Source organism: Paenibacillus sp. UNC451MF (genome assembly GCF_000686845.1).
In the GTDB taxonomy this organism is placed as follows: Bacteria; Bacillota; Bacilli; order Paenibacillales; family NBRC-103111; genus Paenibacillus_S.
The window spans coordinates 164,358-189,664 of the sequence record NZ_JMLS01000019.1; the positions used below are offsets into that span (position 1 = coordinate 164,358).

The window sequence follows — 25,307 nt, forward strand, 5'->3', positions numbered from 1 at the left end:
GCTCACTCCCCCTTTTCATTCTTATGATAATTGACAACCCTAGGGTATGGAATTTCAATGCCCCGGGTATCAAATGCTTTTTTAATATCTGCATAAAGCTCTCTAGCTACAGCAAATTGCATATTCGGCTTGCATTCAACCGTCACGCGCAGCGTCACATTGGCTCCGACCAACGCTTGGACGCCTAAAACTTCCGGTTCTTTAACCATATTGACATTCGTTTCGTAGTTTTTATTGACGGTTTGCCTCATGATCTCTATCGCTTTGTCCGTATCTTCCTCATATGCAATAGATACATCGACAACAGCAATGGAGTTATTTACTGAGAAATTCGTAACCTGAGTAATCGTTCCGTTCGGAATAATATGTACTTCGCCCGTCCAGCTTTTAATGCGAGTGACCCTCATGCCGATTTCCTCGACCGTTCCCTTGAAGTTCCCTGTCTGAATAACGTCTCCTACAGCGAATTGATCTTCGAATATAATGAAAAATCCAGTGATGACATCCTTAACCAAGCTTTGCGCTCCAAAGCCTACCGCTAAGCCAACCACTCCAGCTCCCGCCAGCAGCGGCTCGAGTCGTATGCCAAATTGATTCAGTATCATGAGCACCATCGTAAAATTAACGGCGTATTTAATAATGTTGCCCATAAGCTTGCCGATCGTCCGCGTCCTTCTAGCGTCAAATTTCAAAGGACTTTTTTCACGTTCAACCAGCATGTGCTCCAATGCCTTATTGGCGACCTTAATAATGACTCGTCCAATAACGTAGATCAGCACAATTTTTATTGTTGTAAATAAGAAATTAGTCCAAACTGCAGGATTCGAGATGTATCCAATTATCTGCTCCTGAAATTGCTCCCAGGTTGTCATGACAGCTCCTGCCTTCTCGTCAGCAAGGAACAGATGAAGCCACTGATCCATGCTTTACACCACCTTATAATTCCATGTTAACATACTGATCGCCTATTTTGGAATAGATGCCGCGAATCTCCACACGTTCCTCTTTAACAATACGCTTCACTTCTTCGAACGATTCCTTGGGAAATTCAAGCGACAGCGCACAGCCTGCCGTAATCTGCTTAGGTGTAGGACACATATCGTTTTCAATGTCGGCATATTCCAGCAGCATTTCCGCACGCAGAGCCTGCTGGGTTGAATCGAACGCCATTAACAGCAAGGCTTAAGCCTCCTCTATTTTATTTCCAGGGTTACGTATAATTCGCAATCTCTTTCCGTATACTAGTAAAAATGTTTATATACTCCTAGTAAATGGAGGGTTATTATATGAAACTGCCTTTTCATAGAGACAAGGTCAATGCTTTAGAACCTGAGAAAACCGAAATCGTCGAGACGTTTAAGGTGCAGCATACGGAAAGCAATATTATCGAGCTTCTGTCTGATAAGCTACTTTCTATTTTAGGTCAAATCCCATCCCATCAGCCTATCATTATTATTTGCGTTGGAACCGATCGCTCGACAGGAGATTCATTAGGTCCTCTTGTTGGGACTCAGCTTAAAAAATATCATCTAAGCGGAATTCATCTTTACGGAACATTGGACCAGCCGGTACATGCCATGAACCTGAAGGACACGCTCTCATCTATCCAAGATCACTTTAACAATCCATACATTATTGCTATTGATGCATGTCTTGGCCAGCTTACAAGCGTTGGCTGCATTCAAGTAGGTAACGGACCGGTTAAGCCAGGTGCAGGCGTCAATAAAGATTTGCCTCCCGTTGGGAACATGCATATAACGGGTATCGTAAATGTTGGCGGATTTATGGAATATTTCGTCCTGCAAAATACCCGATTAAGCATTGTTATGAGTATGTCTGAGGTTATTGCCAAATCGTTCGATGTCGCTATTAGCAACTTAACTCGCCTTACCGCTTCTACTTCTTTTGCCCGACTCGATGGATAGCTTCCTTTTCCTCCGGTGATAGAACATATTGGGATTGGCCTTGGTTTACAGGCTTTGCATACACATAGGTTTCTTCCCGGTTATGGATTCCCGTTATGACGACTCCATCCAAATCTTCATCGAGCAATGCGACTGAAAAGCTTAAATCACTCCCGTTTTGAGCAAAAGCATTATAGCGGTATACACCTAAATTGGATTTCATTTTTCTCATCTGCTGCGCAATCCCGGCAATTTGCTGCTGGGATTGTTTCGTTTGGTCGTGCAGCTCTTGCGTCCGATTTTGCAAATCTATGAACGCTTGCTCCACATTTAAACTGCTGTCCCCATTCATCATGCTCATATAGGTTTTGCGAAGCTTGTTTAGCTTGCTCCACAACACAATAACCATAATTAAAAAAATCACAATGACGGCAGTCATAATGATGACCATTACCCTCATGTCAAGCAAATCAAGCAGTTCCCCCATACTCCTATCCCCCTGTGTAATATACATGCTGTCTATTTCTCTCAACAGATCATTTCAGATGTGTCGCTATTTCTTTAACGGCTTGAATCAGCCTATCCGCTTCTTCGTTTGTCGTAAAATAGCCTACACTGGCTCTAACAGCCCCACGTTCCAGTGTACCTGCACTTTCATGCGCTAGCGGTGAGCAATGGAAGCCGGACCGGACAGCAATTTGAAATGAATGATCAAGAATGAAAGCAACTTCAGATGAATCGGCTTCATGAACAGTGAAAGGAATTATGCCGGTTTTATTTTGCCCCAAATCAGGTCCCAACACCTTCACGCCATCAATTCCCATCAGGGAAGACATTATGTATTGCGTCAGATCCCACTCTTTTTTATGTATTTTCTCCACCGTTTCCTTAAGCACGAATTTCACGCCTTCATTCAGTCCAGCAATGCCTGGCGTATTTTGCGTACCTGACTCATAACGGTCCGGCCTTACTGCAGGTTGGTCAATCGCCTCGGATTGGCTTCCCGTCCCCCCATGAATGAGCGGCTCCAAATCAAGGTCCGGATGAATATATAAGCCTCCCGTTCCTTGCGGTCCTAATAACCCCTTATGCCCCGGGAATGCGAGCATATGGATGCCCATTTGTTCCACATCAATGTGCAAAGTTCCGGCTGATTGCGCAGCATCTACTAAGAACACGATATTGTTCTGTTTACACAGCTGCCCTATTTGCTCCACGGGAAGAATGCTTCCTAGCAGGTTAGAGCTATGACTGCATACAAGAAGCGTTGTTTTATCAGTGATAGCCGAGGCTACATCATCGATATTCAATTCGCCCTTCTCATTGGTCAATACATAAGTAATCGTAACATTTTTTGTGCGTTTTAAAAACTCCAACGGTCTACGAACCGAATTATGCTCTACTGAAGTGCATACAACATGATCTCCATCCTTCACAAACCCTTTGATTGCCTGGTTCAAAGCCATTGTTGTATTTTGTGCAAAAGAAATGTCGTTAGGATTTTTAACCGCGAACAGCTTGGCTAGATTTTTTCTTGTTTCAAATAGGGTCCGACTTGCCTTGACCGCCATCTGGTGACTGCCTCGCCCCGGGTTCGCAGCATAATGCAGCATACATTGCTGCATGGCCTCCAACACCTCAGGAGGTTTGGGCCAGGATGACGCTGCATGATCAAAATAAGCTACTTCCACAAAATCCACCTTCCCTTCCTTCACAAAAAGTAGCATACCTAGTTTGCCCTATATCCAAGGGCACTAACAGGGTATGCTACGGTCCATTTATTCAACATCCATTGTTGATCAGGAAATCTTGCCTTGAAGCAGATCCAAAATACGATCTAAATCATCCTTGGAAAAATATAGAAGTTCAATTTTCCCTTTGTTGTTGTTATGCTTAATTTTTACAGTTGTCCGATAAACCTCTCGCAAGCTTTCTTCCAGCTGATTGATATACGGATCTTTCCGTTTGGATTTCGCTGTAGGCTTTTTAGTATTGTTCTTCTCTTCAATTCGCTTCACTTCTTCTTCCAGCTCGCGAACACTCCACTGCTCTTTGATCGCTTGTTCAGCCAAAGCTTTGATCAGCTTGGCGTCCTTTAGACCAACAATCGCTTTAGCATGGCCCATTGTTAATGTTCCACGTGAAACATGCTGTTTTACTTCCTCCGGTAAATGAATCAAACGAAGAAAGTTAGCAATATGAGATCTACTCTTGCCTACTTTCGCTGAAAGCTCTTCTTGCGTCAAAGAAAACTGGTCAATAAGCGCCTGATAGGCTACGGCAATTTCCATTGCATTCAAGTCTTCCCGCTGAACGTTTTCAATTAACGCGATTTCCATAACCTGCTGGTCCGTAAACTTCTTAACGACAGCTGGAATCGTCGCTAGTCCACAAACCTGCGATGCACGGTAACGTCGTTCACCAGCAATAATTTCATAGCCTTTCAATACAGTCCTTACGATAATCGGTTGAATGACGCCATGTTCTTTAATCGATGCAGCTAGTTCATTAATAGACTCATCATTAAATGTTCTTCTAGGCTGATATGGATTCGCACGCAGCTGTGGAAGCGGAATTTCTACAACCTTATCATCATCATTAATGCTTAATGCAGGCAGCAGTGCATCCAGTCCTTTTCCTAAACGTTTACTCAAAGTGCGATCACTTCCTTTGCGAGCTCCATGTAGACTTCGGCTCCCTTTGATCGCGGATCATAGGTTATAATCGATTGACCATGGCTAGGTGCCTCACTCAATCTAACATTTCGCGGAATGATAGTTTGATATACTTTTTGTTGGAAATACTTTTTCACTTCTTCAATAACTTGCATTCCAAGATTTGTTCTAGCGTCAAACATCGTCAATAAAACGCCCTCGATTTGTAGGGTCGTATTCAGATGCTTCTGGACTAATCGAACTGTATTCAGCAGTTGACTCAAGCCTTCCAGAGCGTAATACTCGCATTGAATAGGAATGATGACCGAATCGGAAGCCGTCAAAGAATTGACCGTTAAAATACCTAGAGATGGAGGGCAATCGATTAAAATGTAATCGAATAAATGCTTTACCAAATGCAGTGATTTTTTCAGACGTACCTCACGGGAAATCGTTGGAACAAGCTCGATCTCGGCACCTGCTAGTTGAATAGTGGCAGGAATAATCTTTAAATTGGGAATTGCCGTATCCACCATCGCTTCTTTGGGATGAATATCATTAATAATGACATCATAAATGCAATACACAACGTCCGCCTTATTAATCCCGATACCGCTTGTTGTATTCCCCTGGGGATCAATATCTACTAGAAGTACTTTTTTACCTAAGGCTGCTAATGATGCTCCCAAATTCACGGATGTTGTCGTTTTTCCGACACCGCCCTTTTGATTCGTTATTGCAATAATCTTAGACAAAATCATTTCACCTCAATAAAATACTAAGTACGAGTATAACCAGGTCATTATACTCAACAAACGCTTCAGATCATCGGGACAATAGGCTAAGTTCTGAGCAACAAAGAATAACGATTAGGCCAGCCTCTTCGAGCTAAGTCTTTCATTTGATTGATGTAAGCTACCTTTGTTGAGCTATTGCAAATAACCCGTTTAGAGTTATGCTTCACAGCACAAAAAGGTACCGTTGAAAAAAAACGTCTGGCGACGTCTTTTCAGCAAATGATCGTTATCCATGCAATTCACTCTGACACATACGACTGTCTGAATCTCTTAAAACCATAACGAAAGACGGCCTATCGTTTGAAAAGAAGCTTTTCATTAAAGTATTCGTAGGCTGTTGAGTTTTTTGCGGTTCATGCGCATAATACCCATTATTGGATGGAAACAAAAGCCCCGTAACGGAGCTTTTTATCTAAACTACATATAAAACTGTCTACTTTTCTATCATACTATATTTTTTACCGTTTTGGTATCTTGATTACGATTTCATAGTGATCCTCGTAATCTTGCTCTGTCGTATTGATCTGCAGTCCTGAAGATGTAACCATATCAACGGATTGACGGATCGTATTCAATGCTAAACGAACATCCTTTGAAAAGGATATGCGCTTTGATTTCTTCAGCTTTACCGCTTCTTTCAGCAGTTGAATTCTCGCTTCCGTCTGCTTAACATTCAGCTCTTTAGTTAGAATATCTTCCAGAACTTTAATCTGGAGCTCTTCCTGATCGAGAGAAAGCAGAGCACGTGCGTGCCGTTCTGTAATTTTTCTCTCCATTAGCGCTAACTTCACAGGCTCGCTCAAATTCAACAATCTGATTTTATTAGCAATTGTAGACTGGCTTTTACCAAGACGTTGAGCAAGACTTTCTTGAGTAAGCGAATGAATATCAATCAATTGCTGATACGCCAAGGCTTCCTCTATTGCAGTCAAACCCTCACGCTGCAAATTTTCAATCAGCGCGATAGACGCTGCTTGAGAGTCATTGAAATCGCGAATAATTGCAGGTATCGTTTCCATACCCAGCTTCTTAACCGCTCTCCATCTTCTCTCTCCGGCAATTAATTCATATATATTATCCCTAATCCGTACAACGATCGGCTGTATGATGCCATGAGTTTTAATGGTTTGACACAGTTCATCAATTCGTTCATCATCAAAAATCGTTCTAGGCTGATACGGACTCGGAACAATATCGCGCACAGGAATATTTTTAACTTCATCTGTCGAAGTTTTTTCCGTAAATCCAAACAATTTTGAGATCTGTTCTTTCATTAATTTACCACCCGATCTTTTGCCATAAATATGGACCGATACATTAAATAGTTGCTATAATGATATAATTCTCCAAAAATATGAAATTTCCTGCAAGAATGGATGTCCAACTGTATGAAATTAGTGAACAAAAAAAGAAAACCTCTGTAAGAGGTCAACTATAAGCCGTAGACTTAATATCTGTTTATCACTTTACTATGTTCCACGTGAAACACGCATGCCAAATTTATACTGGAGATATTTAACGTACAAGAGGTGTTTTTAAGGGCGTGCCCGCTTTCCTCGGATACTTTGCCTGCGTTGCTGCTGTTTTTTCAATCACAATCAGATGTCTTTTTGAAGTCTCTTGATCTGGTAAATCCAATCGATGCGTATGTATATACTTGCCTTTCAGTTCCTTTAGGCTAAACGCCGCTTCCTCCAGTTCCTCCCCAACTTCGCTGCCCTTCATTGCAATGAAATTGCCGTGGACCTTCGTGAACGGTAAACAAAACTCATTTAATACCGCTAGCCTAGCAACAGCCCGAGCCGTAACCATATCGTATAGATCGCGGTGCTCTTTCTGACGAGCTATATCCTCTGCTCTACCATGAATGCATTTAACTCCAGCTAGTTTCAATTCTGATGTGAGATGGTTTAAAAACTGAATCCGCTTATTCAACGAATCAACGATTGTGACCTCTAAATGAGGAAAAGCAATCTTCAAAGGAATACTTGGGAAACCAGCCCCGGAGCCAATATCAGCTATGTTGCGTTTTCCCTTCATATCGATAAAAAAGGAAACGGAGAGCGAGTCATAAAAATGCTTAATATAAACTTGCTCTCTTTCCGTAATGCCCGTTAGGTTCATCTTCTCATTCCACTCTACCAATACCTTATAGTAGATTTCAAACTGAGAAATCTGATACTCAGTTAGATGAACCTCTTTTTCCTCGAGCCATTTATGAAACTGTGTTTGTATAGGATCCATATTAACCTCTGGCAGCTACCACTTTATTGTAATGTTCCAAATGCACTAGCAAAATCGAAATATCAGCAGGTGTTACCCCCGCTATACGAGATGCTTGACCTATGGAAATAGGGCGGATTTTTGCAAGTTTTTGTTTTGCTTCCGTTGCAATTCCGTGAATATCCTCATAAACAATATCATCTGGAATTTTCTTTTTCTCCATCTTTTTCAACCGATCTACTTGAGCCAGCTGTTTCTCGATATAGCCCGTATACTTCACTTGAATCTCAACTTGCTCCATCACTTCCTCTGAAAGCTCAATTGGAGAAGGAGAGATCGAATGAATATGAGCATACGTCACTTCCGGACGGCGAAGCAATGTAAGCAGATCCACGGAGTTCACCAACTCAGCACTACCAAGCGAATTAAGCATTGCTTGAGCTTCGACCGGCTTAACCTTCGTCGTTTTCAACCGCTCCATCTCTTCAGCAATAAGCTGCTGCTTGAGTTGGAATCGTTGATAACGTTCCTCGCTAATTAATCCGATATCGTGTCCGATCGGGGTCAAGCGTTGGTCCGCATTGTCATGTCTCAGTAGCAAACGGTATTCGGCACGCGAAGTTAACAAGCGATAAGGTTCGTTCGTTCCTTTGGTAACCAAATCGTCGATCAACACGCCAATGTATCCTTCGGAACGATCCAATACAACAGCTTCTTGTCCTTGGACTTTGCGTGCAGCGTTAATTCCCGCCATCACGCCTTGGCCAGCAGCTTCCTCGTAACCGGATGTTCCATTAATTTGACCAGCTGTAAACAATCCGGATACTACTTTCGTCTCTAGCGATGGTTTCAATTGTGTTGGAATAACGGCATCGTATTCAATCGCATAACCGGTACGCATCATTTCGACTTTTTCCAAGCCTGGAATGGAACGAAGAATACTTAACTGTACATCCTCAGGCATACTGGTAGATAATCCTTGGACATAGTACTCTGACGTATGGCGCCCTTCAGGCTCTAGGAAGATCTGATGCTTCGGCTTATCGCTAAACCGAACAATTTTATCTTCAATCGATGGGCAATAACGCGGCCCTGTTCCTTCAATTGCACCGGAAAACATAGGCGCACGGTGAAGGTTATCATTAATAATTTGATGTGTATCTTCCGAAGTATATGTGAGCCAGCAAGGAAGCTGATTCGGCACTTCCTCCGTCGTCTCGAACGAGAAAAACTTAGGCTTCTCATCACCGGGTTGAATGACGGTTTTGCTGAAATCGATGGTATCCTTATGAACCCGCGGTGGCGTTCCTGTTTTGAAACGAACGAGCTCCAGCCCGTGATCTTTCAATGATTGAGATAACTTAACAGCCGGCTGCTGATTGTTAGGTCCACTTTCGTACATCAGCTCACCCATAATAATTTTGCCGCGCAGATAAGTTCCTGTCGTAATAACAACCGCTTTCCCCATATAACGGGCTCCGGTTTTGGTGATAACCCCTTTGCATACTCCATCTTCCACGATCAGCTCTTCTACCAAGCCTTGGCGAAGTGTCAGCTTTTTCTCATTCTCCATCGTTTGCTTCATCATATGCTGGTACAAAAATTTATCCGCTTGTGCACGAAGAGCATGCACCGCTGGACCCTTACCTGTATTCAGCATCCGCATTTGGATGTAGGTTTTATCGATATTCCGGCCCATTTCTCCGCCCAACGCGTCAATCTCACGCACCACATGCCCTTTAGCAGGTCCACCGATCGAAGGGTTGCACGGCATAAAAGCAACCATATCCAAATTGATTGTAATCATCAGCGTTTCACAGCCCATACGCGCTGCTGCAAGAGCTGCTTCGCAGCCTGCATGTCCGGCACCGACTACAATAACATCATATTCACCAGCTACATAACTCATAATATACAATACCTCCTCGCTAACAACCTATTATTTACCCAAACAAAATTGAGAGAAAATTTGATCTATCAATGAATCTCCAACGGAATCACCTATAATCTCGCCTAGATGCTCCCAGGCATTGCGAATATCGATTTGAACCATATCTATAGGAACGAACGCCTCTGTAGCGCTAAATGCTTCATCTAAAGAACCTTTTGCCTTTTTCAGCAAAGAAATGTGTCGCACATTGCTCACATAAGTCAGGTCACTTGATTCTACCTGACCGCTAAAGAAAATACTAGCGATAGCTTTTTCCAAATCCGTAATGCCCTGCTGCTCTAGCAGTGACATCTTCACAACCCGCTCCGGCGGAAAATGCTGTGTCAGCACATCCAGTTCAATCCTCTGTGCCAAATCCAGCTTATTCACGATAATAATCGTCTGCTTCTCCTTCAGCTGCTCAATTAGAGCGAACTCATCCACTTGAAGAGACTCGGCACCGTTGAACACAAGAAGGATCAAATCAGCATCTGCCAGTGCGCTGCGCGATTTCTCCACACCGATCTGCTCGACAATATCCGACGTTTCCCGAATACCTGCTGTATCTAGCAGCTTGAGGGGAATTCCGTTCACATTGACATATTCCTCGATGACATCCCGCGTCGTACCTGGGATATCGGTAACAATCGCCCGATTATCCTGCGCCAATGTATTCAGTAACGACGATTTGCCTACATTCGGTTTTCCGACAATTGCCGTCACAATACCTTCTCTTAAAATCTTCCCTTGCTGCGCCGTATTGAGCAGATCATCGATTTGGACCATCGCATTCGAACACTTCTCTTTTATAAAAGCATTCGTCATCTCTTCAACATCATGTTCCGGATAATCGATATTGACTTCAATGTGAGCCATCAATTCAACGAGATCGTGACGAAGCGCCTTAATTCTTTTGGAGAGACTTCCCTCCGATTGCTTCATCGCCACACTATACGCCCGGTCCGACTTGGCCCGGATCAAATCGATAACCGCTTCAGCTTGGGATAGATCAATTCGTCCATTAAGAAAAGCACGCTTAGTGAACTCACCTGGTTCTGCTAATCGAACGTCATGCTCCAACAGCAGGTCGAGTACTTTTTTCACGGAAATGAATCCACCGTGACAACTAATTTCCACAACATCTTCCGTTGTAAAAGAACGCGGCGCCCGCATAACGGTAACGAGCACTTCATCGATTCGCTCCATCGTTGCCGGATCTTTAATAAAGCCGTAATGAACCGTATGCGTAGCCACTTCGGAAAGCTTGCTTTTTCCGAAAAATACACGATCTGCCGCAGCAACTGCTCCTTCTCCGCTAACCCGTATGATGGCTATTCCGCCTTCTCCTAGCGGAGTGGAAATAGCCGCAATAGTATCCTGAATCATAGCTGTATTCAACCTCTTATCTTTTCGTGTCTATTACCAAAATGGATCTTCTATTGAAAAAAAGCAATGAGTCATAACAATGACATCATTGCAGCAATGGTTTATCTAGTAACAATAACGACTCTTCGATTCGGCTCCTCGCCTCTGCTGAACGTGCGAACCTTAGCATGATCCTGCAGCTTCGCATGAATCACTTTTCTCTCTTGTGGAGACATGGGCTCAAGCACTACTTCTTTTTTCGAACGAATGACTTTATCCGCCAGCCTGGCTGCCAAATCCTCGAGCGTTTTTTTCCGTCGTTCACGGAACTGCTCTGCATCCAACACTATTCGCATATGCGAAGTGGAGTAGCGATTGGCTACAATGTTGACCAGGTATTGAAGAGCATCCAAGGTTTGCCCTCGTCTGCCAATCAGCATGCCGAGTTCGGATCCGTATAAATGGAACTCCAAGCCGTCTCTCGTAGACTTTTGTTCAATGCGTACTTGTACGCTCATCGTTTGGAAAACTTCTTGTAAAAAATGAATGGCTTCTTCAACAGCATCGGGAATCAGCTCCAGCTCAACTTTCGCATCTCTAGTGCCAATTATGCCGAACAGCCCTTTTGAGGGCTGCTCCAACACCTGTATTTTGACCCGATCCTCCGTGGTATTCCATTGCTGAAGGCCATTTCTAACGGCTTCCTCAATCGATTTACCCGTAACCACTATTTTTTTCATTTTGAAGGGCCCACCTTATTTTGAGATGATCCACCATAAATAAAGTATGACTGAATGATCGTGAAGATGTTACTGTAAATCCAGTAAAGTGGAAGTGCGGAAGCGAAGTTCATCGCCATAACGAAAATCATAACTGGGAAGATGAACATCAAACTCTGCATTTGCGGGTTCATCTGAGTCTTCATCATTTTTTGTTGCAGGTAAGTGGTCAATGCGGCACATAGCGGTAAAATATAAAACGGATCTTTCGCTCCGAGCTGCATCCATAAGAACGAATGTTCATTAATATGGTGATTACGCATGATAGCATTATACAAAGCGATCAAAATCGGCATCTGAACGATCAAAGGCAAGCAGCCTGCCAGTGGGTTGACGCCATTGGATTGAAACAGCTTCATCGTTTCTTCCTGTTGCTTCTTGGCATCATCCTTGTATTTTTCTTTGATCTTTTTCATTTCAGGCTGTAATTCTTGCATCCGCTTCGAGCTCTTATATTGCTTCAGCGTAAGCGGTAATATAATTAATCGGATAATAACCGTTACGACCAAAATGGACAAACCGTATTGTCCCCAAAGCACTGTCGCAAACCAGTCCAATACTTGTGCCAAGGGTCCGACAAAATACTTGTCCCAAACGCCGTTATTAGGGTCGATTGGAGTTGTCGCCGGAGTACACCCTGCAAGCAGAAGAAACAGGAATGAAAGCGGCAAATAGATAGCAAGTCGACGAGTCAAAATAATATCCTCCTAGATTTATCTTTTCCAATAATAAACTATATCATATCTCTTAATAAAAAAGAAATGAATTTGGGTTATTTTCGCGTTAAAAGCGAGGCCCTTTTAAAGACGTGGAGGATACTCTTTTCCGTTTCTTGATAAGATAATCCCACAACAGGTTTGCGGGCGATCAAAATAAAATCGTAACCGCATGCAAAACGCTGCTTGTTCAATCGGACAATTTCCTTAACGACTCGGCGGATCCGGTTGCGGACGACGGCATTACCAAGCTTCTTGCTGACCGAAATCCCTAAGCGAAACGACTCCAGCTGCGGCCGTGGATAATAATATAGTACAAACTGATGATTCGCCATCGATTTGCCGCCGCGATACACCTTGTCGAAATATTCTCTTTTCGTCAACCGATTTTTCTTTTCCACTATGAACTCTCCATCTTCGCCCCGATCAGAAACGCCAAAACAATACTATCCTGCGCCAAATCCGGTCATTTTATAACATCACTCTTATAAGTACGGTTACAATACCGAGCAAATGGACCTTCCGTAACTGGCTTAATTCCTATAAAAACAAAAAAGACCACCTAACAGTGGCCTTTTGTATTATGCGCTCAATACTTTTCTTCCTTTTAAACGACGAGCAGCGAGTACTTTACGACCATTCTTCGTACTCATTCTCTTACGGAAGCCGTGTACTTTCTTATGCTTTCTAACGTTCGGTTTGTATGTCGGTCTCATTATTCTAGCACCTCCTTGAGGAAAATCCATTCCCAAAAATACCTTACAACATTAAAACACTTTATCATCAAAAAGTCAACTTACCGCCCTTGCAAACTTTTGGCATCCCCATTATAGGTAATCCCCTTCCATACCCTCTGCGCAATTCGATGTGGATATCTTTCTTATCTCATTATCGACAATCGAGTTGAAAGCTGCCGTCAACTTTTCGTCAAAAAAATATATCCACAACGCTATTTCTCTAAATTTCGCCGCAAAAAAATAGCCTGTGCATAAAAAAAGAGCGCTTATGCGCAGGTTTTGTCGAACTAATAACATTTTATAAACAATATCTTGTGTTGTTGATAAAAGTTACACACAAGCTATAGAAGATGTGGATAAACGGAAACAATTCATTGATAAACCGAACATATTTTGATATTATGGTTATGCTTATCCTGTGGATATAGAACGGTTATCAACTATTTTATCAACAGCCTGTGGATATCTTTGTGAACAATTTACAACCCCTCTGTATAATATTTTCCCGCACTCTCTGGATGCTGTGGATATTTTGCGACACAACCCGCTTTTTTTCTACACCCGTATGGCTTATGCCACACCGCTTATTTTTTTGAAGGAGTGAATACATTGTGGAAAGCCATCCAAACGAGCAATGGCAGCAAGTCCTTTCCATTATTCAAACAAGGCTGAGTAAACCAAGCTACGAAACCTGGTTTACATCCACAAGAGCCGTCATTTTCAACGAATCCAAAGTCGTGATCTGTGCACCGAACAACTTCGCCAGAGAATGGCTGGAGAACCGGTACACCAAGCTGATTAAGGATACGATTTTCGATTACATTGGAAAGCCAACGGAAGTGAAATTCATTATCGAATCCGAAGAAGAGAAAGCTGCAGGCACTCCCTCCTCCAATCCGAACATCCCGGTGAAAGCCCCAACCGCTGTCCCAGAAGAAACGTTCAGCCATATGATGAACCCAAAATACACGTTTGACACTTTTGTCATCGGTTCTGGGAATCGTTTTGCTCATGCGGCTTCTCTTGCTGTGGCCGAAGCGCCGGCAAAGGCTTATAATCCGCTGTTTTTGTACGGAGGCGTTGGACTTGGAAAAACTCACTTGATGCACGCTATCGGGCATTACGTGCTTGAACATAATCCAAGTGCCAAGGTTCTTTATATTTCTTCTGAGAAATTTACGAATGAATTTATTAACGCGATCCGCGATAACCGCGGCGAAAGCTTCCGCAATAAATACCGCAACATCGATGTGCTGCTCATAGATGATATTCAGTTTCTTGCGGGAAAAGAACAGACGCAGGAAGAATTTTTTCATACGTTTAATGCACTTCACGAAGAACGCAAACAAATCATTATTTCGAGTGACCGCCCGCCTAAGGAGATCCCTACCTTGGAGGAACGTCTGCGCTCGCGCTTCGAATGGGGCTTGATAACCGATATCCAGCCGCCGGATCTCGAAACGCGGATTGCGATTTTGCGCAAAAAGGCAAAAGCGGAAAACCTAGAAATACCTAATGAGGCCATGGTTTACATAGCCAATCAAATCGATACGAACATCCGGGAGCTCGAGGGCGCCTTAATTCGTGTCGTTGCCTATTCTTCGCTGATTAACGAGGACATTACATCCCACCTTGCCGCTGAAGCGCTGAAGGATATTATCCCGAGCAGCCGGCCAAAGGTTATTACGATTCAAGATATTCAACAAAAAGTCGGAGAGTTTTACGGTCTTAAAATGGAGGATTTCAAGGCGAGGAAACGTACGAAAATGGTCGCATATCCACGGCAAATCGCCATGTATCTGGCTAGGGAGATGACCGATTTTTCATTGCCTAAGATTGGTGAAGCGTTTGGCGGACGGGACCATACGACTGTCATCCATGCCCATGAGAAAATTTCGGAAGCACTGAAAAACGATCACGAGTTATCTAAAATTATTCAAAATCTTATGGAGAAAGTAAAAAACATAACGGCATAAGCGGTTTTTAACGCCCCAACCTGTTGTTTTTGCAAAACTATATATCCATTGTGGTATGAAGAGCAGCTCCTGCGAACTTTTTTCGTCCTTGGAGTTGGCTTTTCGCATCTGTATAACTATAAGCCTATGCACAAACTATTCACATGTGGATAGGCTTTTGCTTTGCTACTTTTCTCCACATATCCACATATCCAGAGGCCCTACTACTATTACTAATAAAAAAAAGGTATTATAGATGTATATGGCATCTCCATCATTTTCGTAACCATAGGAGTGACAAAATGAAGTTAACAATCTTAAAAGAACACTTGAACGAGTCCATTCAACACGTATCCAAAGCGATTTCTAACAAAACGACGATTCCCATTTTGACCGGGATTAAAATAGACGCCGATGCTACGGGCATGACATTGACGGCAAGTGATACGGATATTTCTATTCAAAGCTTTATACCTATTGAGAAAAATGAACTTAGCATTATAGAATTGGAACGCCCGGGTAGCGTAGTCCTTTCTTCCAAGTTTTTTGTGGAAATCGTACGTAAGCTGCCTGCGCAAGTTGTTGAAATTGAGGTAAAGGACCATTTTCAAACGACCATTCGCTCCGGTTCTTCAGAGATCCAATTGGTTGGTCTAGATCCGGAGGAGTACCCTACCCTTCCAAGCATTGAAGAAAACAGACGCATTCAAATGCCGAGTGATCTGTTAAAAACGATGATCAAACAGACTTCATTTGCCGTTTCGACTAATGAGTCCACTCCTATTTTGACTGGAGTCTTGTGGACGATTGCGGATCGCAAGCTCAAATTTACCGCCTGTGACCGTCATCGTTTGGGAAGTCGGGAGACGAACATCGAGGTAGATGCGGATTTTCAGTTGAACAACGTTTCTATATCTGGTAAAACGCTCAACGAACTATCCAAAATTTTGCCTGATCAGAATACGTTGATCGATATCATTTTTGCCGAGAATCAAGTGCTCTTTAAATTAAGCTCCATTTTGTTCTATACCCGTATTTTGGATGGAACGTACCCGGATACGTCTAAGTTGATTCCTCAATCCTTTCAGACTGAGCTTGTCATCAATGCTCAACAGCTTGCTGAAGCGATTGATCGGGCCTATTTGCTGTCCAGGGAAGAGAAAACGAATATTGTTAAGCTCATTATGAGGGAAGACCATACGATCGAAATTTCTTCCAGCTCCTCCGAGCTAGGAAAAGTAACGGAGCAGTTGGAGGTTTCCAGCTTAACCGGTGAGCTGCTTAGAATTTCGTTCAACTCCAAATATATGCTGGATGCTTTAAAGGTGATGGACGGGGAATTAATCCGTATAGGATTTACCGGTGCTATGCAGCCTATCATCTTTCGACCGGAAGAAACTTCAAGCTTGCTGCAGCTGATCCTGCCTTACCGGACTACGAACTAACGTTCCGTGAACTGTAGGACCGATATGCTCAGCATGGAAAAAGGAGCCACTTAACAACATGAAAATGATCCAAATTCATACGGACTATATTACGTTAGGGCAGTTTCTGAAGCTGGCTGACTGCATATCCACAGGTGGACAAGCCAAGAGCTTTCTTCAGGAAACGGAGATTTACGTTAACGGAGAGCCGGAAAACCGCCGCGGCAAAAAACTGGTACATCAAGACCAGGTTCGAGTTGAGGGGTGCGGCGAATTCCAGGTGGTTCGCAGCTAAGAGGTTTCGAAGCGGCCATGCCTTTCGCGCATGAGCCTGTAGGAGGAAATGCGTTGCAATTGAAAAAGCTGTCTTTACAGCATTACCGTAACTATGACGAGGTTTATTTTGAAACCGGGCATATGGTCAATATCATCGTAGGCCCTAATGCACAAGGGAAGACGAATTTGTTAGAGTCCATTTTTGTGCTGGCTTTAACCAAATCGCATCGGACGCACCAGGATAAGGAACTCATACAATGGGATTCACCCCATACCCTGCTTCACGCTGAGGTAGATAAAAAGTACGGCACATGCCAACTGGATCTAACCATTTCGCAGCAAGGGAAAAAAGCGAAAATCAATGGCCTAGAGCAGAAAAAGCTCAGTAATTTCATAGGTTCTCTGAACGTGGTTATGTTTGCTCCCGAGGACCTGGAAATTGTCAAAGGCTCTCCTTCGGTGCGCCGCCGTTTCTTGGACATGGAGATCGGGCAGGTTCATCCCGCCTATTTGTACGATTTGTCACAATATCAAAAAATATTGGTGCAGCGGAACAATTATTTAAAGCAGCTGTTCACATCCCGAGATAGCAAAGCCAGCATGCTGGAAGTTTGGAATGAACAATTGGCTACTTTTGGTGTTAAAATTATTAAAAAACGTCAAAGCTTTATAAAGAAGCTGCAATCCTGGGCGGAAAAGATTCATCTGGGCATTACCGGAGGCAACGAACAAGTGCGAATTGCCTATTCTACTTCGTTCGATTCGGCGGTTTTGGAAGATGAAACTGTTTTATTTGACCAATTTATGATAAAGTTATCACAGGTGAAAGAACAGGAATTGCGGCGCGGTGTGACTATGGTAGGCCCTCATCGGGATGATTTATTGTTTTATATTAACGATAAGGAAGTGCAGACGTTCGGCTCGCAAGGCCAGCAAAGAACAACCGCACTCTCTTTGAAGCTGGCTGAGATTGAACTGATTCGGGAGGAAGTAGGCGAATATCCTATCCTGCTGTTGGATGATGTCTTATCCGAGCTTGACCGTTCTAGGCAAACGCAGCTCATTGAGACGTTTCAAAATAAGGTTCAGACTTTCATAACAACGACCGGAATCGAGAGTGTGGATCTTGGCAAGCTGGAAAGTGCTTCTGTCATTCATGTACGGAACGGAAGCTTAACATAGAAAAGTCTCACGTTATAAGGAGATGGCCGACAATGTTCATCCATTTAGGCGGAGAAAAAATTATTCGCGCATCCGAGCTCGTTGCTATATTTGATCTATCCATTGAGAAATCTTCAAAAATATCAAAGCAGTTCATCAGCTACGCACTCAAAGAGAAGAAGGTTGAGGTTATCGGGGAGGAAGAAAGCAAGTCACTTGTGGTGACGCAATCGAAGGTATACTACTCTCCCATCTCCTCCATGACTTTGAAGAAACGGGCGCATCATCTTTTAACAAACTAGATATTACCTTGGAAAAGTGGGTGTCAACATGTCTGTGAATCAAAACACGTACGATGAAAGTCAGATACAGGTACTGGAAGGTCTTGAAGCCGTTCGGAAACGTCCGGGGATGTATATCGGTTCAACCAGTGGCAAAGGCCTTCATCACCTTGTGTGGGAAGTCGTCGATAACAGTATTGACGAAGCTTTGGCCGGTTTTTGTACCAAAATTGAAGTGATCGTGCATAAGGATAACAGTGTTACGGTCATTGACAATGGTCGAGGCATTCCAGTCGGTGAAAACACCAAATTGAAAAAATCGACACTTGAAGTCGTCCTTACAGTGCTTCATGCCGGGGGGAAATTCGGCGGCGAAGGCTATAAGGTGTCCGGCGGTCTTCACGGGGTCGGTGTGTCTGTAGTAAATGCTCTTTCCAAAAAACTGGTTGTTCAAGTCAAACGTGAGGGCAAAATTCACCAACAGGAGTATCAACGTGGAGCCGCTCAGTATGACCTGCAAGTGGTGGGAGATTCGGAAGAAACCGGAACTATCATTACCTTTTGGCCGGATGAGGAAATTTTTAAAGAAACGACGGAATTTGATTATGATACGCTGCAAGCTCGTATAAGAGAGCTGGCGTTTCTGAATAAAGGTATTGAAATTTGCTTGACCGACGAACGCACGGATGTCACGCATACCTTCATGTACGAAGGCGGAATTATCTCCTTTGTCGAGTATTTGAACCGGAATCGTGAAGCGTTGCATCCTCCGATTTATACGGAAGGTTCGAAAGATTTTATCCAGGTTGAAATTGCGCTTCAGTACAATGACAGCTATACCGAGAACATCTATTCGTTCGCTAATAATATCAATACCCATGAGGGCGGTACGCATGAATCCGGCTTTAAGAGTGCTCTTACACGGATTTTGAACGATTACGCCCGTAAATATAACGCAATTAAGGACAGTGATTCCAACTTATCCGGGGATGATGTTCGTGAAGGCTTGATTGCGATTATTTCCGTTAAAATTCCAGAGCCACAGTTCGAGGGACAAACGAAGACAAAGCTCGGTAACAGCGAAGTCCGAGGCATTGTTGAGTCATTGTTCTCTGAAAAGCTGATGGAATTTTTGGACGAAAATCCAGCAGTGGCTAAGAAAATAGTTGAAAAGGGCGTTCAAGCTGCTAGAGCACGGGAAGCTGCCCGTAAAGCACGGGAATTGACGCGGCGCAAAAGCGCCCTCGAGGTTAGTTCCTTGCCGGGTAAGCTGGCTGACTGCTCCTCCAAAGACGCCTCGATCAGTGAAGTATATATTGTTGAGGGTGACTCTGCTGGCGGTTCCGCCAAACAGGGACGTGACCGTCACTTCCAAGCGATCCTGCCTATACGGGGGAAAATTTTGAACGTGGAAAAAGCCAGATTGGATAAAATTTTGTCCAGTTTGGAAATTCGCGCGATTATTACTGCACTTGGTACGGGAATTGGGGAAGATTTCGATATTGCTAAGGCTCGTTACCATAAGGTGATTATTATGACGGATGCGGATGTTGACGGAGCACATATTCGTACTCTGCTTCTTACGTTCTTTTACCGTTACATGCGCAAGGTTGTCGAAGCTGGCTATATTTATATTGCCCAGCCGCCGCTGTACAAGCTGGAACGCGGTAAGACGGTGCGTTATGCCTATAATGACAAGCAGAAGGATGCCATCATGCAGGAATTTGGTGAAGGCGTCAAAGTAAACGTGCAGCGCTACAAAGGTCTTGGTGAAATGGACCCGGTTCAATTGTGGGAGACTACGATGGATCCGGATAGCCGTACCCTATTGCAAGTAAACATTCAAGATGCGATTGATGCAGATTCCATTTTCGACGCACTGATGGGCGAGAATGTCGAGCCGCGCAGAGACTTTATTCATCAGCATGCCAAGTTCGTTAAGAACCTTGATATTTAGCAAGTCTGAAGGAGCTTTGAGTTGGATGCAGAGAGCCGGATTATGGCTGCTGGTAGTCGTTTTGCTGTGGCTTACTCCAGGCATATTCCAGCAAGCCCCGCTGATTGTATATAAAGATCGGGTATCCGTAATCGCGTATCATCATATAGATGATCAAATTGTTGGGGACGTAACGATCAAGACGGAATTATTCCGAGAGCAGCTGACAGATATGCTGCAACGAGGGTATCAATTTATTAGCTTGTCACAATTTAAAGCCTATTTGGCAGGAGGGCCCGTCCCTCCTAATGCTGTTCTAGTCACTTTTGATGACGGCTATCAGAGCTTTTATACTCGTGCTTACCCTGTTTTGAAGGAATTGAACATTCCCGCCGTTAATTTTGTCATTACGAAGGATATTGATCAGCCGTTGAGGAGTCTTCTACCGTCCCTATCGAAAGATCAAATCCGACAAATGACGCAAGAAATGGCGGGGATAGACGTTCAATGCCATACGGACAGCTTGCATGACCGAGCACCAAATGGCGGCGCATTATTCACGACTAAGCTGCCTAATGATCAAGGTGTAGTAGAAACAGAACGGCAGTTCGAGCAGCGAATCATAGATGATACACAGCTATGCCGCAAAAGGCTTGGAGAATTGTACAACCGGCCGATTGACTCCTTCGCCTATCCGTTTGGGATATACGATGCCAAATCAGCTGAATTATTGAACAGATCGGGAATACAGTACGCTTATACTACCGTTAGCGGGGTCACATCACGTGATACCGATCCGATGCAAATTCCGCGGATCAATGCAGGCAGTCCTTTTGTTAAAGCGAACTCATTGAATAATTTAATTATACAAAGATTACACGGTCTTTAATGGCAGTGGCCACAGCGTAATTTTTTAGGGTTACAAAGTGGCTTTGCCAAGGCAAACTTGCAGGAGGTAAACAATGTCCGACGAACAGCGCTCACAAGTTAAAGAAATCGATATCAGCTCGGAGATGCGCACATCCTTTTTGGATTACGCAATGAGCATTATCGTAAGCCGTGCCCTGCCAGACGTTAGGGACGGGCTTAAGCCGGTACATCGCCGTATTTTGTTCGCCATGTCTGAGCTAGGAATGTATTCGGACAAACCCCATAAGAAATCGGCGAGAATCGTCGGTGAAGTTATTGGTAAGTATCACCCCCATGGTGATGCTCCAGTTTATGAGACGATGGTGCGGATGGCACAAGATTTCTCACTCCGTTACATGCTCGTAGATGGTCACGGTAACTTTGGTTCCATTGATGGCGATTTTGCTGCGGCTATGCGTTACACCGAGGCTCGGTTGTCCAAGATCGCAATGGAGCTTTTGCGTGATATTAACAAAGAAACGGTCGATTTTGCTCCCAACTATGATGGAGAGGAACAGGAACCAGTAGTCCTCCCTGCTCGTTTTCCTAACTTATTGGTAAACGGTAGTTCGGGTATTGCCGTAGGGATGGCAACGAATATCCCTCCTCATAACTTAAGAGAAGTTATCGATGGAATTCAACAAATGATAGAGAATCCCGACGTCACTCCAATGGAGTTGATGCAATCGATCAAAGGTCCGGATTTCCCTACCGCTGGCTTTATCTTAGGTCGCGAAGGCATACGTCAAGCTTACAATACTGGCCGAGGCTCCGTTACGATGAGAGCTAGAGCAACGATAGAAGAAAATAATAACAAGGCGCGCATTATTGTTCATGAGCTGCCATACCAGGTTATTAAAGCGCGGTTGATTGAAAAAATTGCTGAGCTGGTACGCGAGAAAAAAATCGAAGGCATTACTGATTTACGAGATGAGTCCGACCGCAATGGTATGCGGATAGTTATCGAGCTGCGTCGTGATGTGAATCCTAACGTCGTATTGAACAACCTTTACAAGCATACGGCTTTGCAATCCAATTTCGGTATTATCATGCTGGCATTGGTTAACGGCGAGCCGAAGGTTATGAACCTGAAGGAAATGCTTTACCATTACCTGGAGCATCAAAAGGTCGTTATTCGCCGCCGTACAGAGTATGAATTGCGCAAAGCAGAAGCTAGAGCCCATATTCTTGAAGGTTTACGAATTGCCCTTGACCACCTAGATCGAGTTATTGCCCTCATCCGTTCTTCGCGGACGACAGAAGAAGCTCGTGATGGTTTAATGACTCAATTTGAACTAAGCTACGATCAAGCTCAAGCTATTCTGGACATGCGTCTACAACGTTTGACGGGCTTAGAACGTGAGAAGATCGAAGAGGAGTATGCAGAGCTGCTGGCTAAAATCGCGGAATACAAAGCGATTTTGGCAGATGAACAGTTGGTTCTGGCCATCATCAGCGAGGAGCTTAACGAAATCAAGGAGAAATTCGGCGATGATCGCCGGTCCGAGATTACAATAGGTGAAGAAAGCATCGAGGATGAGGATCTTATTCCACGTGAAGAAGTTATCATCACCATTTCCCATACTGGCTATATTAAGAGATTGCCTGTATCCACTTATCGCAGTCAAAAACGGGGTGGTAAAGGCGTCATAGGTATGGATACGAAAGATAAAGACTTCGTAGAACATCTGTTCGTGACGAATACGCATCATTTCCTGATGTTCTTCACTAACAAAGGTAAAGTATACAAGCTGAAGGCTTACGAGATCCCTGATCTCAGTCGTACAGCTCGAGGAACACCAATCATTAACCTGCTTCAGATCGAGCAAGGGGAAACCATCAACGCGGTTATACCGGTTGAGGGCTTTGAGTCCGAACAGTACTTGTTCTTTGCAACCAAAAATGGTTTGGTGAAAAAGACCCCGTTGAACGACTACAGCAACATCCGCAAAGGCGGTTTGATTGCTATTACGCTTCGTGAGGATGACGATTTGATCGGTGTTAAGCTGACAGATGGTAACCAAACGATCATTATGGGGACCAAACAAGGGATATCCATTCATTTCCCTGAAAACGAAGTGCGTTCCATGGGACGTTCGGCTACCGGGGTAAAAGGGATTAACATTGGCGATGATGATGCGGTTATTGATATGGACGTTGTCAAAGAAGATAACAGTGTCTTGATCGTAACTTCCAAGGGCTTCGGTAAACGTACGCCGGTATCGGAATACCGTCTGCAGTCGCGTGGAGGTAAAGGGATCAAAACGCTTAACGTTACGCCGAAGAATGGCCCTGTCGTAGGCCTCAAAATCGTTCAAGACGATGAGGATCTGATGATTATTACGGCGCTTGGAACGATCATTCGAACAAGCATGTCCGGCATATCGATGATGGGTCGCTATACTCAAGGGGTTAAGTTGATTAACATCCGTGACGAGGACGAAGTATCAACGGTTGCTCGTGTAGAGAAAAGTGAAGAGTCGGCTGAAGATCAAGAAGGCGAAGAAAACGTTGCGGAAACGAATGATGCAGGTGAAGGAGAGGAATAATCCTTTCTTTGCTTGAATAACCAAACGTATTGTTTCGACAAAAAACATTGAAATTTTTGGCATTTGAAAAAGAATGGGGGGTTACATCCCCATTCTTTTTCGTTTAAAATAAGATTGATACGATAGAAAGTAAGGTGAGGACGATCCAATGGCGACGGTTCCTGTATCCCAGCTAAAACCCGGAGAAAAAATATTAGACAACGTGCAAACCAAGCGCGGAAGCGTATTATTCTATAAAGGTAGAGTAGTTACTGATAAAGATATTGAGATACTAAGAGCGTTCCTCATTCCTAGCATCTCGATAGAATCCAAAACCAATGAGCAAGAGAATGTAAAGGAGACTCCAAGCGAAGAGCCAGTCCGAACCGTACATCCTTTTTATGTGGAATACGATAAGATGCTTGCTTTGCTTAGAAAAGTATTCACCTCTGTTGGTGGGCAAAATCCTCCTATACTAGAAATTAGAACTCAGTTGGAGGCTCTGATTCAACATATCGATCAGTACAGAATTTTGACATTTGAACCTAAAGTGTTCCAACTTCAGGACTTTATTTATCATAATAGCATTATGGTTAGCTTAACCTCCTATTGTTTAGCCAAGTGGAGCGGGTTACCTCAAAAAGATCTTATGCCTGTCGCTCTGGGAGGTCTTCTTCACGATATAGGAAATGCTAAGGTCGATCAGGCCATTTTGTCTAAGCCTAACAAGCTGACAGTTGATGAAATCGAGGAAATGAAGCAGCACACTGTCATAGGCTATAATCTTCTGAAGAATGTGACAGCCATCAACGAGGGCGTCAAACTGTGCGCGCTGCAGCATCATGAACGAGAAGACGGCTCAGGCTATCCAACGGGCAATAAAGGGGATAAGATCCATCAGTACTCTAAAATTGTTGCTATTGCAGATATTTACCATGCAATGACATCAGCAAGGTACCATAAAAAAGCTGTGTCACGTTATTTGGTACTTGATCAGCTTTTCAATGAATCGTTCGGAAAATTGGAACCTGCCCTTGTCCAAGTATTTATTCAAAAAGTAACGGAGTTTCACAATGGTGTCTTAGTCAAATTGAACGATAACCGAATCGGAGAAATTGTTTTTACTGATAGGACCCATCCAACGAGACCGTGGATCAATATTAATGGTCAGATTATTAATTTGTCGATGGAACGCAGTCTATATATCCAAGATGTTATTCAAAAATAAAATAAGCAATATAGACTTGACTCTCTATATACATATATGATAAATTAATCTTCGCTGCTTAAGGCGAAGGTTTTTTATTTGAAAGTTTTTAAAACAAAATAAAAAAACACTTGCAATTGAGTAGGCGAATGTGTTATATTATAAAAGTCGCCGCTAAACAAGACGACACAAAATGACAAAGCGAACATTACGGAAGTAATAAGGTTTTGTCGAGGAATTGTCCTTTGAAAACTGAACAACGAGTGAATGTTTTAAAGAGAATGAAAATTCTCGCTAGCATTGAATTTTGAGCTTAAGACAAGCTCTATTATACGATCGCTTCGGTGATCACTTTAATGGAGAGTTTGATCCTGGCTCAGGACGAACGCTGGCGGCGTGCCTAATACATGCAAGTCGAGCGGTCCCTTCGGGGATAGCGGCGGACGGGTGAGTAACACGTAGGCAACCTGCCTGTAAGACTGGGATAACTATCGGAAACGATAGCTAAGACCGGATAGCTGGTTC

At 43.5% G+C, this 25,307-nt stretch carries 24 protein-coding genes and 1 rRNA gene; 11 read left to right on the forward strand and 14 right to left on the reverse strand.

Going from position 1 to position 25,307, the window contains the following annotated elements:
* Window positions 1–2 precede the first annotated feature (2 nt).
* Both BP97_RS0119680 and BP97_RS0119685 read right to left on the reverse strand, forming a co-directional pair.
* The gene (locus BP97_RS0119680) at window positions 3–923 is read right to left on the reverse strand and encodes a mechanosensitive ion channel family protein (RefSeq protein WP_028550647.1); all 921 of its coding nucleotides are present in this window, start codon (window positions 921–923) and stop codon (window positions 3–5) included.
* Between the two features lie 13 nt (window positions 924–936).
* Window positions 937–1,179 (reverse strand): putative Se/S carrier protein, encoded by a 243-nt coding sequence (locus BP97_RS0119685; RefSeq protein ID WP_028550648.1) that lies wholly within the window; start codon window positions 1,177–1,179, stop codon window positions 937–939.
* A gap of 107 nt (window positions 1,180–1,286) precedes the next feature.
* Here BP97_RS0119685 and yyaC point away from each other — a divergent pair, with 107 nt between their 5' ends.
* The gene (yyaC, locus tag BP97_RS0119690) at window positions 1,287–1,925 is read left to right on the forward strand and encodes a spore protease YyaC (protein ID WP_028550649.1); all 639 of its coding nucleotides are present in this window, start codon (window positions 1,287–1,289) and stop codon (window positions 1,923–1,925) included.
* On the opposite strand, the gene BP97_RS0119695 is transcribed toward yyaC, so the two are convergent.
* The 12 genes from BP97_RS0119695 to rpmH form a co-directional block, all read right to left on the reverse strand.
* The gene (locus tag BP97_RS0119695; RefSeq protein ID WP_028550650.1) at window positions 1,897–2,391 is read right to left on the reverse strand and encodes a DUF4446 family protein; all 495 of its coding nucleotides are present in this window, start codon (window positions 2,389–2,391) and stop codon (window positions 1,897–1,899) included. The two genes, yyaC and BP97_RS0119695, sit on opposite strands and share 29 nt — an antisense overlap.
* A 49-nt stretch (window positions 2,392–2,440) precedes the next feature.
* Window positions 2,441–3,595: an aminotransferase class V-fold PLP-dependent enzyme gene (locus BP97_RS0119700; RefSeq protein ID WP_028550651.1), complete on the reverse strand. Its 1,155-nt coding sequence runs from the start codon at window positions 3,593–3,595 to the stop codon at window positions 2,441–2,443.
* A 108-nt stretch (window positions 3,596–3,703) separates the two neighbouring features.
* On the reverse strand, window positions 3,704–4,558 hold the full coding sequence (locus BP97_RS0119705) for a ParB/RepB/Spo0J family partition protein (RefSeq protein ID WP_028550652.1): 855 nt from the start codon (window positions 4,556–4,558) through the stop codon (window positions 3,704–3,706).
* Window positions 4,555–5,313 carry a ParA family protein gene (locus tag BP97_RS0119710; protein WP_028550653.1) on the reverse strand — a complete coding sequence of 253 codons (759 nt, stop codon included), beginning with the start codon at window positions 5,311–5,313 and terminating at the stop codon, window positions 4,555–4,557. Before BP97_RS0119710 ends, BP97_RS0119705 begins: the two co-directional genes overlap by 4 nt.
* 500 nt (window positions 5,314–5,813) lie before the next feature.
* Window positions 5,814–6,629, reverse strand: a complete 816-nt coding sequence (noc, locus tag BP97_RS0119715) for a nucleoid occlusion protein (protein WP_028550654.1) — start codon at window positions 6,627–6,629, stop codon at window positions 5,814–5,816.
* A gap of 241 nt (window positions 6,630–6,870) precedes the next feature.
* The gene (rsmG, locus tag BP97_RS0119720) at window positions 6,871–7,599 is read right to left on the reverse strand and encodes a 16S rRNA (guanine(527)-N(7))-methyltransferase RsmG (protein WP_028550655.1); all 729 of its coding nucleotides are present in this window, start codon (window positions 7,597–7,599) and stop codon (window positions 6,871–6,873) included.
* A gap of 1 nt (window position 7,600) precedes the next feature.
* Window positions 7,601–9,487 carry a tRNA uridine-5-carboxymethylaminomethyl(34) synthesis enzyme MnmG gene (gene mnmG, locus BP97_RS0119725; protein ID WP_028550656.1) on the reverse strand — a complete coding sequence of 629 codons (1,887 nt, stop codon included), beginning with the start codon at window positions 9,485–9,487 and terminating at the stop codon, window positions 7,601–7,603.
* A gap of 30 nt (window positions 9,488–9,517) precedes the next feature.
* A complete protein-coding gene (mnmE, locus tag BP97_RS0119730; protein ID WP_028550657.1) occupies window positions 9,518–10,894 on the reverse strand; it encodes a tRNA uridine-5-carboxymethylaminomethyl(34) synthesis GTPase MnmE in 1,377 nt (458 codons plus the stop codon).
* A gap of 101 nt (window positions 10,895–10,995) precedes the next feature.
* Complete coding sequence (gene jag, locus BP97_RS0119735; RefSeq protein ID WP_028550658.1) at window positions 10,996–11,613, reverse strand: RNA-binding cell elongation regulator Jag/EloR; 618 nt, start codon at window positions 11,611–11,613, stop codon at window positions 10,996–10,998.
* The gene (gene yidC, locus BP97_RS0119740; RefSeq protein WP_028550659.1) at window positions 11,610–12,347 is read right to left on the reverse strand and encodes a membrane protein insertase YidC; all 738 of its coding nucleotides are present in this window, start codon (window positions 12,345–12,347) and stop codon (window positions 11,610–11,612) included. Before yidC ends, jag begins: the two co-directional genes overlap by 4 nt.
* A 77-nt stretch (window positions 12,348–12,424) precedes the next feature.
* Window positions 12,425–12,769 carry a ribonuclease P protein component gene (gene rnpA, locus BP97_RS0119745; protein WP_028550660.1) on the reverse strand — a complete coding sequence of 115 codons (345 nt, stop codon included), beginning with the start codon at window positions 12,767–12,769 and terminating at the stop codon, window positions 12,425–12,427.
* Between the two features lie 180 nt (window positions 12,770–12,949).
* Window positions 12,950–13,084 (reverse strand): 50S ribosomal protein L34, encoded by a 135-nt coding sequence (rpmH, locus tag BP97_RS0119750; RefSeq protein WP_028550661.1) that lies wholly within the window; start codon window positions 13,082–13,084, stop codon window positions 12,950–12,952.
* A 632-nt stretch (window positions 13,085–13,716) separates the two neighbouring features.
* On the opposite strand from rpmH, the gene dnaA reads away from it, so the two are divergent.
* The 10 genes from dnaA to BP97_RS0119800 all read left to right on the forward strand — a co-directional run.
* A complete protein-coding gene (gene dnaA / locus BP97_RS0119755) occupies window positions 13,717–15,081 on the forward strand; it encodes a chromosomal replication initiator protein DnaA (RefSeq protein ID WP_028550662.1) in 1,365 nt (454 codons plus the stop codon).
* A gap of 281 nt (window positions 15,082–15,362) precedes the next feature.
* Complete coding sequence (gene dnaN / locus BP97_RS0119760; RefSeq protein ID WP_028550663.1) at window positions 15,363–16,505, forward strand: DNA polymerase III subunit beta; 1,143 nt, start codon at window positions 15,363–15,365, stop codon at window positions 16,503–16,505.
* 58 nt (window positions 16,506–16,563) lie between these two features.
* Window positions 16,564–16,779: a S4 domain-containing protein YaaA gene (yaaA, locus tag BP97_RS0119765; RefSeq protein ID WP_028550664.1), complete on the forward strand. Its 216-nt coding sequence runs from the start codon at window positions 16,564–16,566 to the stop codon at window positions 16,777–16,779.
* 53 nt (window positions 16,780–16,832) lie between these two features.
* On the forward strand, window positions 16,833–17,942 hold the full coding sequence (recF, locus tag BP97_RS0119770) for a DNA replication/repair protein RecF (RefSeq protein WP_028550665.1): 1,110 nt from the start codon (window positions 16,833–16,835) through the stop codon (window positions 17,940–17,942).
* Window positions 17,943–17,974: 32 nt separating this feature from the next.
* Window positions 17,975–18,223 carry an extracellular matrix regulator RemB gene (gene remB, locus BP97_RS0119775; protein ID WP_028550666.1) on the forward strand — a complete coding sequence of 83 codons (249 nt, stop codon included), beginning with the start codon at window positions 17,975–17,977 and terminating at the stop codon, window positions 18,221–18,223.
* A 28-nt stretch (window positions 18,224–18,251) separates the two neighbouring features.
* The gene (gene gyrB / locus BP97_RS0119780; RefSeq protein ID WP_028550667.1) at window positions 18,252–20,159 is read left to right on the forward strand and encodes a DNA topoisomerase (ATP-hydrolyzing) subunit B; all 1,908 of its coding nucleotides are present in this window, start codon (window positions 18,252–18,254) and stop codon (window positions 20,157–20,159) included.
* 25 nt (window positions 20,160–20,184) lie between these two features.
* Window positions 20,185–21,027, forward strand: coding sequence for a polysaccharide deacetylase family protein (locus BP97_RS0119785; protein ID WP_028550668.1), 843 nt, complete (start codon window positions 20,185–20,187; stop codon window positions 21,025–21,027).
* Between the two features lie 73 nt (window positions 21,028–21,100).
* Complete coding sequence (gyrA, locus tag BP97_RS0119790) at window positions 21,101–23,596, forward strand: DNA gyrase subunit A (RefSeq protein WP_028550669.1); 2,496 nt, start codon at window positions 21,101–21,103, stop codon at window positions 23,594–23,596.
* Between the two features lie 148 nt (window positions 23,597–23,744).
* A complete protein-coding gene (locus tag BP97_RS0119795; protein ID WP_028550670.1) occupies window positions 23,745–24,803 on the forward strand; it encodes an HD-GYP domain-containing protein in 1,059 nt (352 codons plus the stop codon).
* 332 nt (window positions 24,804–25,135) lie between these two features.
* Window positions 25,136–25,307 (forward strand): 16S ribosomal RNA (locus tag BP97_RS0119800); the annotation flags it as partial.

What these genes read in the sequence shown, in the direction of transcription:
- BP97_RS0119680 (WP_028550647.1), bottom strand. Translation starts at nt 923, where the DNA reads ATGGATCAGTGGCTTCATCTGTTCCTTGCTGACGAGAAGGCAGGAGCT.
- yyaC (WP_028550649.1), top strand. Translation starts at nt 1,287, where the DNA reads ATGAAACTGCCTTTTCATAGAGACAAGGTCAATGCTTTAGAACCTGAG.
- BP97_RS0119695 (WP_028550650.1), bottom strand. Translation starts at nt 2,391, where the DNA reads ATGGGGGAACTGCTTGATTTGCTTGACATGAGGGTAATGGTCATCATT.
- noc (WP_028550654.1), bottom strand. Translation starts at nt 6,629, where the DNA reads ATGAAAGAACAGATCTCAAAATTGTTTGGATTTACGGAAAAAACTTCG.
- rsmG (WP_028550655.1), bottom strand. Translation starts at nt 7,599, where the DNA reads ATGGATCCTATACAAACACAGTTTCATAAATGGCTCGAGGAAAAAGAG.
- mnmG (WP_028550656.1), bottom strand. Translation starts at nt 9,487, where the DNA reads ATGAGTTATGTAGCTGGTGAATATGATGTTATTGTAGTCGGTGCCGGA.
- mnmE (WP_028550657.1), bottom strand. Translation starts at nt 10,894, where the DNA reads ATGATTCAGGATACTATTGCGGCTATTTCCACTCCGCTAGGAGAAGGC.
- jag (WP_028550658.1), bottom strand. Translation starts at nt 11,613, where the DNA reads ATGAAAAAAATAGTGGTTACGGGTAAATCGATTGAGGAAGCCGTTAGA.
- rpmH (WP_028550661.1), bottom strand. Translation starts at nt 13,084, where the DNA reads ATGAGACCGACATACAAACCGAACGTTAGAAAGCATAAGAAAGTACAC.
- dnaN (WP_028550663.1), top strand. Translation starts at nt 15,363, where the DNA reads ATGAAGTTAACAATCTTAAAAGAACACTTGAACGAGTCCATTCAACAC.
- yaaA (WP_028550664.1), top strand. Translation starts at nt 16,564, where the DNA reads ATGAAAATGATCCAAATTCATACGGACTATATTACGTTAGGGCAGTTT.
- remB (WP_028550666.1), top strand. Translation starts at nt 17,975, where the DNA reads ATGTTCATCCATTTAGGCGGAGAAAAAATTATTCGCGCATCCGAGCTC.
- gyrB (WP_028550667.1), top strand. Translation starts at nt 18,252, where the DNA reads ATGTCTGTGAATCAAAACACGTACGATGAAAGTCAGATACAGGTACTG.
- BP97_RS0119785 (WP_028550668.1), top strand. Translation starts at nt 20,185, where the DNA reads ATGCAGAGAGCCGGATTATGGCTGCTGGTAGTCGTTTTGCTGTGGCTT.
- gyrA (WP_028550669.1), top strand. Translation starts at nt 21,101, where the DNA reads ATGTCCGACGAACAGCGCTCACAAGTTAAAGAAATCGATATCAGCTCG.
- BP97_RS0119795 (WP_028550670.1), top strand. Translation starts at nt 23,745, where the DNA reads ATGGCGACGGTTCCTGTATCCCAGCTAAAACCCGGAGAAAAAATATTA.